The organism is Paraburkholderia lycopersici (assembly GCF_900096975.1).
GTDB lineage: Bacteria > Pseudomonadota > Gammaproteobacteria > Burkholderiales > Burkholderiaceae > Paraburkholderia > Paraburkholderia lycopersici.
Map to the genome: position 1 here is coordinate 165,637 of NZ_FMYQ01000013.1, position 10,732 is coordinate 176,368.

The window sequence follows — 10,732 nt, forward strand, 5'->3', positions numbered from 1 at the left end:
TAGGAAACTATACACGCGCAATTTTTCGGCGACAACACGAAAATCCACTGAATTCCCGCCATGCCGCGTGTGCATCGCCACTCCGGCTCGTCGTTCATTTCCTGTCGGAAACAATACAGCGGGCGCCGACGGAAGCGGCGCCCTCAAGGTTACTGCGCGATGGCGATGTCAGTCCGCGGTCCGCGTCGTGACCGGCACCCAGGCCACGTTTTTGACCTGATACAGCGTCGAGCTCGGGCTCTTCAAATCGCCGGCCGCGTTGAAGGCGATCTTGCCCGTGATGCCGTCGTAGTTCGTGGCCTTCAATACCGCGTTGAACCGGGCCGGCGTGATGGAGCCCGCCTTTTCCATCGCCGTGATGGCGACCCACGTCGCGTCATAGGCGAACGGCGCGTAGGCGAGCATGTCGATGCCGTACTTCTGCCTGAACTTCGCTTCGAAGTCCTTGCCCTTGGGCAGCGCGGCGAGCGGCTGGCCGTACTCCCACACCGAAGCGCCATCGGCGGAGTCGCCGGCGAGCTTGATGAAATTCGCATCCATGACGCCGCCGCCCGCCAGGAACTGCGCCTTCATACCGAGCTGACGCATGCGCTTGACGAGCATGGCCGCCTGCGCGTCGAGGCCGCCAAAGAACACGAGGTCCGGATTCGTGCGCTTGATGCTCGTGAGCTGCGCGCTGAAATCGACGGCCTTGTCGTTCGTGAACTCGCGCGCGACGATCGCGCCGCCGTTCGCCTTCACGGCCTTTTCGAACTCGTCGGCTTCGCCCTGGCCGAAGGCCGTGCGGTCGTCGATGATCGCAATGCGCTTCGCCTTCGTCACCGTCGCCGCGTAGTGGCCCGCGTTGCCGGCATTCTGCGAGTCGGTTGCGATCACCCGGTAGATGGTCGGGAAACCGCCCTGCGTGATGGCCGGATTGGTGGCGGCCGGCGTAATCATCGGGATACCCGCCTTCGCGTAGATCTTCGAGGCCGGCAGCGTCGTGCCCGAATTGAAATGGCCGATCACGACCGCCACGTTGTCGTCCACGAGCTGCTGCGCGACCTGCACGCCGATGCGCGGATCGCTCTGGTCGTCCTGCGAATCGATCACGAACCGGACCGGCTTGCCGCCGATGGCGGGATGCGTGGCGTTGGCTTCTTCGACGGCGAGACGCACGCCGTTCTCGATGTCCTTGCCGTAAGCCGCGCCGCCGCCCGTGAGCGGGCTGGCCACGCCGATCTTCACGACCACTTCCTGCGCGCAGGCGGCGCCGGCAACCAACATCAACGACGCTGCGATGGCGCAGCCACGACGAGAAGCGAGTAGACGGGAACGCATGCGGTATTCCTTCGGTATCTGGAGTCGGCTCATGACACGCCCGAACGGTCGCGCGGACCTTCGGCGCACAGGATTCGTCTCGCACTGCACCTGGCACAAGGGCGAAACGTGAGCCGATTGTCAGCGGCCGATTCAGCCCTATCAAACGAGAACTAATCACCAAGTAATGCGCTTTTCTCATCAAGCCCGCACTCGTGGGAAGTACGGCGACGGGTGGCGCCAGCACGCAGGCATTGGGGGATACCCGATTGCGCCGGTTATCCCTGTGCGCTGACACATTGCGCTTTCGGATCGCAGCGGCGCAACGCCGGGCGCCACATCTGAGCCCGGAGCAGAAATCATCAACTCGCTTCGCGACAGGTTGCCTGGTTATGCCAATCATCCTCGGCACGGCGGCCCGCTCGCCGGGTCGATGCCCGAATGTTATGATCGGAAACACAGAGTACGATACGAACGCTCCCGATGGCCCGAACTGCCCGAATGGAACCCGCCCCCCTCAAACCCGCAGAGAACGCTTCGGCGGAGCTAGGCAAGCGCGTCAAGGCGGCCCGGCTGAAGCACGACTACACGCTCGACGCGGCCAGCCGCGTGTGCGGCGTGTCGCGTTCTACGCTCTCGAAGGTGGAAAACGGCGTCATGTCGCCGACGTTCGACGTGCTGCAAAAGATCGTCCATGGCCTGAAGATCGATCTCGGCGAACTTTTCGGTTCAGCGCCGAAGCCGCGCGCGAGCGGTCGCCGCGCGCTCACGCGCAAGGGCGGCGGACAGCGGCATTCGGCCGGGTGCTATCAGATGGAATTGCTCGCCACGGAACTTGCGCACAAGTCGATGCACCCGTTTCGCATTCGTATCACGGCGCACTCGCTGGACGAGTTCACGGAATGGGGCCGGCACGAAGGCGAAGAGTTTCTCTTCGTATTGAGCGGCTCGGTTTGCCTCTACTCCGAGCTATACGCGCCGACCCGGCTCGAAGCCGGCGACAGCATCTATTTCGACAGCCGCACCGGTCACGCGGCCGTTTCGACGAGCGAAGAGGACGCCGAAGTCCTCTGGCTCATCAACGAACCCCACCCGGCCGCGCACGATATCGAGGGCGGCGCGCCGGGCGTTTGATCCGGCGCGCCGCAGTTCGCGCCTACGCCGCGTTCGCGGTCATTTTGAAGATCCCGGTCGCATTGCCCGCGTCGAAGCGCAAGTCGATTTGCCAGCGCCGCGACGCCTGGTCGAACGTGCGCTTGCGGGTGATGAACTCGTAGAACGAGCCCGGCACCTGGCGCGTCACGCGCTGGCCGTCGGCGGCGCGGAATTCGCGCTCCACCGTGTCCGCACGGTACGCCGTCTGAAACACGCGGCCGGAGCGCGAGCGTTCGACCTCGGACTTCATCGGACGGCCCTTGGCTTTTTCGTCGTCCGAAAGCCTGAACACGTCTTCCACGCGATCCGTGGCGTGATTGAAGGCATTGCCTTCCGTCGAGATCCACGCCATTTCCGCCGATTCCCGCAGCAACGTCTCGTAGTCCGAAACAGATGGCACATCATGCTGACGAGCAAACGCGCCGACGATCACCGGCAGCAGTTCGCGCGCGGCCTCGAGCGACAATGAGCCGTCACGTTCGAGTTCGGAAAGTTGCGCGATCGCCAGTGGCGTAAGCGGATCTCTCGACGAGCCCACCACGTTCGTCACGGCTTGCTGGAACGCCGCCGAAAACCGCTCGGGGTGCAGTTCGCTCACGAAGAATTGCGCGATCTCGTCGGGGGCATCCTCGTGGGCGTAAGCGCGACCGGTCATGCCCAGTTTGTCCAGCGGATAACGGCCGTTCAGGCGAAAGCCGAGCGGACGCAGAATGCGCGTGAACGCCGCTTCGCCGGGCGGCAGCGCGCCGTTGTGCGGCCAGCGCACCGTGCGCAGCGCGCCGTGATCGAAGTGGACCGCACCGCCCAGCGCCACTGCATCGCTCGTATAGGCGCGGCCGTTGGGCGAGCGTTCGAGCAGGTCTTCGAACAGCGCCATGTTCATGGCCTGGGCAAGTTCGGCGCGCGTGACCGTGCCGAATTCCCAGTCTTCGAGAATCGAAGGGAAGTTGAGCGTCGAAAAAAGCGCTTCGGTTTTCCTGGCGCCGAGCAGCGTCGACAGCATGTGTTCTACGTTCGAATTGCGCATCGCGAATCTCACAGGATTTGACCGCCAAACGGCGGACGGCAAACGGGCCTCGGCCCTTGCATTCGGGCCAGGACATACGTGAAGCGCATTATTAGAACGGTTGCACGGCCCGTAAAGCGAGATTAAATTGTCACTTGATGCGTTTCAGGAATCAACATGCGCAAGTTCAAGATCCCGAACATCGGTGCGCTCACGGCCTTCGAAGCCGCCGCGCGGCACGAAAGCTTCACGCACGCCGCCAAGGAACTGTTTCTCACCGAAAGCGCGGTGTCGCGCCAGATCGCCACACTCGAATCGAACCTCGGCGTGCGGCTGTTCGTGCGCGCCAAGCAGCGGGTCGTGCTCACGCGCGCGGGCCGGCTCTATAGCACGCAGGTGCGCCGCGCGCTGGAAAATCTCGACCGCGACACGCTTTCCATCATTGCCCACGGCAGCGGCGGCGGTTACCTCGAGCTTGCCGTGCTCCCGACTTTCGCGTCCGAATGGCTGATTCCGCGCCTCAAGGACTTCTATGACCGCACGCCCGACGTGCGCGTGAACATGGGCGTGCGCACCGACACCTTTTCCTTCGACGAATCGCATTTCGAAGCCGCCATTCATTACGGCAAGCCAACCTGGCCCGGCACTTCGGCAGACTATCTGTTCGGCGAGGAAGTGGTGCCCGTCTGCTCGCCCTCGCTGCTCGCGCGCCCCGTCAGGAAGGCGCATGAACTGCTCGCCTACCCGCTTCTGCACTCCACCACGCGCCCCGACGCCTGGACGCGCTGGTTTTCGGACCTCGGCGTGGAAGACAACGCCACCATGCACGGCGTGCGCTACGAACTGCACACGATGCTGATCGCCGCGGCGGCGGCCGGGCTCGGCGTGGCGCTCGTACCGAAGTTCTTCGTCGAAGGCCAGCTCGCACGGCTTGGCCTCGTCATTCCGTTCGAAACCGCAGCCGCCGCAGATGGCGGCTACTACTTCGTGTATCCCACGGAACTGAGCCACGGCAAGCCGCTGGAGCTATTTCGCACCTGGCTGCTCGAACAGGCAAGCGCATACGGTGCCTCGCGTGGACATGCCACAAAAAATACCAGATATGAAAAAAGTTTCTTATCGGAAATTGTTCGGTTAGGATCGGACGAAACAACTCCTTCGTCGCGGGACTGACATGGAAAACGTGGTCGTCATTGGGGCGGGCATCATCGGGGCGTCCGCCGCGCTCAGGCTCGCGCAGCGCGGCATGCGGGTGCGTATCGTCGATGGCGCGCCGCCCGGCACGGGCTGCTCGTTCGGCAATGCGGGCTTGATTGCGGTCGATCACGTCGCGCCGCTCGCCAGCCCGGAAACGATCGCGAACCTGCCCCGCATGCTGCTGCGCCGCGACAGCCCGTTGCGTCTGCACAAGCGCAGCCTGCCGCGAATGGCGCCTTGGCTGCTGGAATTCGCCGCACAGGCGCAGCGCCCGCGCTTTCGGCGCAACACGCGCGCGCTCGCCAGCCTCGTGAGCGGCGCGGCGCAGGCGTGGCGGCGACTGCTCGATGGGCACGTCCCCGCGGAACTCTTTCGCGACATCGGCTCGCTCTACGTGTTCGAGCAACCCGTTGCCCGCGCAACGGAACGCGCACAACTCGATCTGTTCGAGCGGCATGGCGTGCGCTATGTCGATCTCACGGCCGACCAGGTGCGCCGCGACTACCTGCCGTCGCTCACGCCGCATGTCAGCCACGCGCGCTACTTTCCCGGCATGGCATCGGTCACGAATCCCCAGCAGGTGGTCGAGCGCATTTTCGACGCCGCGCTCGCTGCCGGTGCGAACTTCACGAACGCAGCCGTAGAGACGCTGCGCCCGCTGACCGATGGCCGCATCGACGTGACGCTGAATGGCGAGACGTACGTGGCCGACAAAGTGCTGATCGCAGCCGGCTCGCGCAGCGCCGTTCTCGCGCAGCAACTCGGCGCACGCATTCCGCTCACCAACGAGCGCGGCTATCACGTGCAGCTCGCCGCGCCGTCTCGCGACACCCTGCGCGTGCCCGTGAGCTTCGTCGAACGCGGCTTCACCTGCAATCCGATGACGCACGGCATTCGTCTCGCCGGCACCGTCGAACTCGGTGCGCGCGGCGAGCCCGACTGGCGGCGCGCCGACCTGCTCGCCACGCAGTTCCACAAGCTTTTCCCCGGCGAGAGCGCCCCGCGGATCGAAAGCCGCTGGTACGGCGAGCGCCCCACGTTGCCCGACTATCTGCCGATGATCGGCGAGATGCGCGGCGCCCGTAACGTCTTCCTCGCGACGGGCCATCAGCATCTGGGGCTCACGCTCGGGCCGCTCACCGGCGAGCTCGCCGCACAATTGATGGCGCGCGAAGCGCCCGCCGTCGATCTCGCGCCGTTTCGCATCGACCGCTTTTGAGGCCGGCGCGCCAGTGCCAAAGCCGCGCCGCCCTCACGCCAACCCAACATTCGTCAGGAGAGACCATTCGATGGAGCCCATCGCTATTTACGACGCACCCGCCACGGCGCGTCTGCTCGACTTCGGCGTGCTGATCGACGCCCTCGCCGACGCCGCGCAGGAGCACGATGCCGGCCGCATCCATGCGCCCGTGCGCACGGGTGTGCCGCTCAGGGACAACGGCGTCATGCTCTCGATGCCCGCCAGCGCCGACGACATCGCCATCCACAAGCTCGTGAGCGTGTGCCCGGCCAACGCGGCGCGCGGCATGCCGACCATCTTCGGCGCGGTGACGGTGTGCAACGGCGCGACGGGGCAGCCCGAATTCATCCTCGACGGCCCGACGGTGACCGGTAGGCGCACCGCCGCGCTTTCGATGCTCGGCGTACGCGTGCTGCACCCGGGCACGCCGCGCGCATTTCTCGTCATCGGCACGGGGCAGCAGGCGCGCTTTCATGCCGAGGCGATCGGCCACCTGCATCCGCAGGCAACGCTCTATGTGCAAGGCCGCACCGAGGCGGCCGAATCGGCTTTCGCAGCGCATCTGGCGCAGTCCGGCGTGCACGTCACGCCCGCGCGCGGCGCGGCGCCCGACGAGATCGACACGGTCATCGCCGCGACGACGAGCAAGACGCCCGTGTACGGCGCCGCGGCGCGCAAGGATCGGCTCGTGATCGGCGTGGGCGCCTTCACGCCCGACGCCGCCGAAATCGCGCCCGAAACAGTGCGCGCAAGCCGCGTGTTCGTGGACGATCTCGCCGCCGCGCGCGAAGAGGCCGGCGACCTGCTTCAGGCCGGCATCGACTGGGCGGCCGTACGCACGATCGGCTCGGCCGTGGCGGATCGCCAGGCCCGGCGCATCGTGCCTGAAGCGCCCGTGCTGCTGAAAACGGTCGGCAGCGGCGCATGGGACCTCGCGGCTTGCCGCGTTGCGCGCGCCGCGCCTCGCCGCGTGTAAGCACGAGGAGCGCCGTAGCGGCATGGCAAGGCGCCGGCCGCCGCGCGCTGCGGATAGAATCGCTCATCGACCGTGCAGCCCATCCCGAGACCGAAGGCAGACCCACCATGACGACGAACGCCACCCAGCCCGCCGTAAAAGTCCTGCGCGGCGGCGTGATCGAAACCACGCATGCGGCCCACGTCGCCGTGACCGACGCCCAGGGCCGCCTGCTCTACGCCTTCGGCGACCCGTATCGCCTCACGCTCGTACGCTCGGCGGCCAAGCCCGCGCAGGCGCTCGCCGTTGTCGAGACGGGCGCGCTCGAGCGCTGCGGCTTCGACGACGCCGATCTCGCGCTCATGTGCGCGTCGCACAGCAGCGAGGATCGTCACATCGAGCGCGTGCGCGCCATGCTCGCCAAGGTCTGCGCCACGGAAGCGGACCTTCGCTGCGGCGGCCACCCGCCGCTCTCCGACGCCGTGTACAAAGCCTGGATCAAGCGCGATTTCACGCCGGGCGCGGTATGCAGCAACTGCTCCGGCAAGCACGCGGGCATGCTCGCCGGCGCGCGTTCCATCGGTGCCGCGCTTGCCGACTACCATTTGCCTTCGCATCCGCTGCAGCAACAGGTGAAGCGCGTCGTGGCCGGGGTCTGCGATCTTCCGGAAGCGAACGTCGAGTGGGCCATCGACGGCTGCAATCTGCCCACGCCGGCGTTCCCGCTCGACCGTCTCGCACGGCTCTTCGTCAAGCTCGCCGACGCGCAGGATCGCCGGGCGGCAGCAGCCGGCTCGCGCACGCTGGCGCTCGCGCGCATCTATCGAGCAATGACGTCGTATCCGGAGCTCGTGGCAGGCGAAGGCCGCTTCTGCACGACGCTCATGCGCGCATTCGAAGGCGCGCTCGTCGGCAAGGTGGGCGCGGCGGGCAGCTATGCGATCGGCGTGCGCGCGAGCGCGGCGACCGCGCCTCACACGGGCGGCCCCGCGCTGGGTATTGCCGTCAAAGTCGAGGATGGCGATCAGACCGTGCTCTACGCAGTCGTGGTGGAAGTGCTCAGGCAACTGGGCATCGGCACGACTGAACAGATCGCACAACTGAGCAAATTCGACGCGCCGCGCATCGTCAACACGATGGGTGTGGAAACCGGCTACGTCGCGCCGCAGTTCAGACTGGAGCGCATCGACTGCCCGCCTTGCGAAGGGTAGTAAATTCGGGAATGAATTCGCAGGCGCGGGCGACGAGCGCCCGCGCCCTGCCTCAGAGCAACGCCACTACCTTCACGTCGCTGCGATCGGCCGCCGCCACGACCTTGCCATCCACGCGGCGGAACATGAGCGTCACCGTGTTCTTGCCTACGCGCAGATCGCCGACCTCGAGCCAGTCGATGCCTTCGGGCAGCATCGGCTGCTCGACGCGCACCTCGTTGCGCGCCGCGTCGATCGTCACGCCGAGACACGCCTCGAGCATCATGAACGGCGAGCCAGCCGCCCAGGCTTGCGGCAGGCAGGCGACCGGATACGCGGTCGGAGGCTCGCCGCGGCGGCGCGGAAAACCGCAAAAGAGCTCGGGCAGGCGCATGTCGAACGTCACCGCCGCCTCGAACAGCGCCTGCAGCAGGCGCACCGCCGCAGCCTTGCGGCCATAGCGCGCAAGGCCGCGCGCGCACAGCGCGTTGTCGTGCGGCCAGACCGAACCGTTGTGATACGCCATGGGATTGAAGCGCGCCTGGCCTGCCGCGAGCGTGCGCACGCCCCAGCCCGTATGAAAGAGCGCCGATTCGAGCACCTCCGCCACGGCACGGCCGCGCTCCTCCTGCGGCAGCCCGAAGGCAAGCAGATGCCCGGCGTTCGATGCGAGCACGCGGCACAGTTCGCCATGGCCGTCGAGCGCGATGCCGTAGAACTCCGACTCCGGCATCCAGTATTTTTCTTCCACGCAACGGCGGATTTTCGCAGCGCGGGCGGCATAGCGCGCGGCGTCCTCCACCTGGCCGCGATGCGTCGCGAAGCGCGACATCGTTTCGAACGCCGCGCTCGCATACGCCTGCACTTCGACGAGCGCGACGGGGCCGTCGGGGAAACGGCCATCCGCGTGAAACACCGAATCGTGGCTGTCCTTCCAGCCCTGGTTCGCAAGGCCGCCTTCCGATTCGCGCCGATAGTCGAGCAGGCCGAGCTTGTTGCGGTCGCACACGCCCGCGACCCACGCCGCTGCGCGTTCGAGCGCCGGCCACAATTCGTCGATCAGCGAAACGTCGCCCGTGCGATCGACGTAAGCGCCTGCCAGCACGACGAAAAGCGGCGTGGTGTCCACGCCGCCGTAGTAGAGCGCGAACGGCACTTCACCCGTTGCCGCCATCTCGCCCTTGCGCATCTCGTGCATGATCTTGCCGACCGCCGCGTCGCGGAACGGCGAGTCCTCGCGCGCCTGGTGCTCCGCGAGAAAACGCAGCACGCCGCGCGCGAGCGCGGGTGTGAGCCACAGCGTTTGCAGCGAAGTGATGACCGCATCGCGGCCGAACGGCGTGGAGAACCATGGAATGCCCGCGTACGGATACGGGCCCGTCGGCAGATCGGTGGTCAGCAGGCCGAGGTCGGCGATCGAGCGGTTGATCCACGCATTGAAGAGCGGATTGCTCGAGCGCAGGCTCGCCGCCGCGCGGCGGCGCTCGCGCATCACGATGTGCGAATCGACCAGCGCGGCCCGCACGGCGGCGCGGCCCACGCGCTGCTCCTTCGAATTCACGAGGCAATGCGCGGGCTCGATGATGCCCGCACTCTGCGTGCCGGGCGCGGCGCCCGGCAGCGCCTCCACTTCGATCGCCACCGTGAGGTAGATCGAGACGCAAGCCTGCGCCGGCAAGTCCACGGTGAAGTCGGCGCGATCGGCGAAGAGCTTGCTGGGCGTCGGCGAGAACTCGATGCGCACGCGCCGCGCGACTTTGTCGAGGCCGATATATTCGAGACGCACCTCCCCGTCTTCGATGCGCGGAGGCATGAGCGTGCCGCGTTTCTCGCGCTTCAGGCCGCGCACTTCGAACATGTCGCGGAAATCGCTCGCGAACGAGACGGAAAGCGGCACCACGGCGTCCTCGGTGCCGTAGTTCGTGAGTTCGATGGCCTCGGTCATCATCGTGCCCGAAAGCACGCGCTCGCGTTCGACGTGAATCACGCCTTCGGGCGTGGTCGAGCCGCCGAGCGGCGGCAGCGGACGATTGGTGAGGTGAGCCGTGAAGACAGTGTTGTCGCTGCTCACGCTGCCCGAGAGCAGCGACGGCACGCGGCCGCCGAACGTGAGGCGCAGCGACGAGAGCACGCGCGTATCGTTGACGAAAAGGCCGTCGTCGATGCCGGTGAGGTCGCCGAGCGGATCGTTGACGATGAAGGTGTCGCCCGATTTCAATACATGCTGGTCGGCGCTCGCGACCTCGGGCGTTTCGGGCGCGATGAACGCGCTGTCGGGTTCACGATCGGGCTGATGATCCACGCCGCTTGAGCGCGTGACGCCGCCGAGTGTTTCCGGATCCTGCATTGCGTGCCTCCTCAATCCCGTGCAAAAGGTTACGGTTCGCCTCCGGTTGATTGTAGTGGCTCCGACGCGTGCGATGGCAGCGATTACGCGACGATCGCGCGGCAGACAGGCGGCAATTCGCGACGCACGCAAGGAACGTGCGCGGAAAAAATTGCGGGCGCCGGCACGATGGAACGTGCGGGCGCCCGTGAAGGCCATGCAGGCTGATTGCCGCTGGCGCGCCTGCCGTGGCGCGCTGCGGGAATCAACGTTGCGCGATCGGCTTGGCTTCGCGCGGCGTTTCGCCGATGAACAGCTGACGCGGACGGCCGATCTTCTGTTCGGGGTCGGCGATCATTTCGTT

At 66.4% G+C, this 10,732-nt stretch carries 9 protein-coding genes; 6 read left to right on the forward strand and 3 right to left on the reverse strand.

Translation table 11 applies throughout. The features are described from left to right. Positions 1–168 precede the first annotated feature (168 nt). On the reverse strand, positions 169–1,320 hold the full coding sequence (locus tag BLU17_RS16200; RefSeq protein WP_091998179.1) for a branched-chain amino acid ABC transporter substrate-binding protein: 1,152 nt from the start codon (positions 1,318–1,320) through the stop codon (positions 169–171). Between the two features lie 480 nt (positions 1,321–1,800). Here BLU17_RS16200 and BLU17_RS16205 point away from each other — a divergent pair, with 480 nt between their 5' ends. After that, positions 1,801–2,433 carry a helix-turn-helix domain-containing protein gene (locus BLU17_RS16205; RefSeq protein ID WP_091998181.1) on the forward strand — a complete coding sequence of 211 codons (633 nt, stop codon included), beginning with the start codon at positions 1,801–1,803 and terminating at the stop codon, positions 2,431–2,433. A gap of 22 nt (positions 2,434–2,455) precedes the next feature. Here the strand turns inward: BLU17_RS16205 and BLU17_RS16210 are convergent, their stop codons facing one another. Then, entirely contained in the window at positions 2,456–3,481 is a 1,026-nt protein-coding gene (locus tag BLU17_RS16210; RefSeq protein WP_091998183.1) for a DUF1338 domain-containing protein, read from the reverse strand. A 156-nt stretch (positions 3,482–3,637) separates the two neighbouring features. Here BLU17_RS16210 and BLU17_RS16215 point away from each other — a divergent pair, with 156 nt between their 5' ends. From BLU17_RS16215 to BLU17_RS16230, 4 genes are all read left to right on the forward strand, one after another. Further along, complete coding sequence (locus tag BLU17_RS16215) at positions 3,638–4,633, forward strand: LysR family transcriptional regulator (RefSeq protein WP_091998185.1); 996 nt, start codon at positions 3,638–3,640, stop codon at positions 4,631–4,633. A gap of 1 nt (position 4,634) precedes the next feature. Beyond that, positions 4,635–5,876 carry an NAD(P)/FAD-dependent oxidoreductase gene (locus BLU17_RS16220; protein ID WP_091998187.1) on the forward strand — a complete coding sequence of 414 codons (1,242 nt, stop codon included), beginning with the start codon at positions 4,635–4,637 and terminating at the stop codon, positions 5,874–5,876. Between the two features lie 70 nt (positions 5,877–5,946). Continuing rightward, positions 5,947–6,873 (forward strand): bifunctional Delta(1)-pyrroline-2-carboxylate/Delta(1)-piperideine-2-carboxylate reductase, encoded by a 927-nt coding sequence (lhpI, locus tag BLU17_RS16225; RefSeq protein WP_091998189.1) that lies wholly within the window; start codon positions 5,947–5,949, stop codon positions 6,871–6,873. Between the two features lie 107 nt (positions 6,874–6,980). After that, positions 6,981–8,063 carry an asparaginase gene (locus BLU17_RS16230; protein ID WP_091998191.1) on the forward strand — a complete coding sequence of 361 codons (1,083 nt, stop codon included), beginning with the start codon at positions 6,981–6,983 and terminating at the stop codon, positions 8,061–8,063. A 52-nt stretch (positions 8,064–8,115) separates the two neighbouring features. On the opposite strand, the gene BLU17_RS16235 is transcribed toward BLU17_RS16230, so the two are convergent. Then, complete coding sequence (locus BLU17_RS16235; protein ID WP_091998193.1) at positions 8,116–10,389, reverse strand: amylo-alpha-1,6-glucosidase; 2,274 nt, start codon at positions 10,387–10,389, stop codon at positions 8,116–8,118. 73 nt (positions 10,390–10,462) lie between these two features. Between BLU17_RS16235 and BLU17_RS33520 the strand changes: the two genes are divergently transcribed. Then, positions 10,463–10,732, forward strand: a 270-nt coding sequence (locus BLU17_RS33520; protein ID WP_218137021.1) for a hypothetical protein, incomplete at its 3' end; no start/stop codon positions are given.

Excerpts from the sequence above, each read along its gene's own strand:
- BLU17_RS16200 (WP_091998179.1), bottom strand. The coding sequence starts at position 1,320 with ATGCGTTCCCGTCTACTCGCTTCTCGTCGTGGCTGCGCCATCGCAGCG.
- BLU17_RS16205 (WP_091998181.1), top strand. The coding sequence starts at position 1,801 with ATGGAACCCGCCCCCCTCAAACCCGCAGAGAACGCTTCGGCGGAGCTA.
- BLU17_RS16210 (WP_091998183.1), bottom strand. The coding sequence starts at position 3,481 with ATGCGCAATTCGAACGTAGAACACATGCTGTCGACGCTGCTCGGCGCC.
- BLU17_RS16215 (WP_091998185.1), top strand. The coding sequence starts at position 3,638 with ATGCGCAAGTTCAAGATCCCGAACATCGGTGCGCTCACGGCCTTCGAA.
- BLU17_RS16220 (WP_091998187.1), top strand. The coding sequence starts at position 4,635 with ATGGAAAACGTGGTCGTCATTGGGGCGGGCATCATCGGGGCGTCCGCC.
- lhpI (WP_091998189.1), top strand. The coding sequence starts at position 5,947 with ATGGAGCCCATCGCTATTTACGACGCACCCGCCACGGCGCGTCTGCTC.
- BLU17_RS16230 (WP_091998191.1), top strand. The coding sequence starts at position 6,981 with ATGACGACGAACGCCACCCAGCCCGCCGTAAAAGTCCTGCGCGGCGGC.
- BLU17_RS16235 (WP_091998193.1), bottom strand. The coding sequence starts at position 10,389 with ATGCAGGATCCGGAAACACTCGGCGGCGTCACGCGCTCAAGCGGCGTG.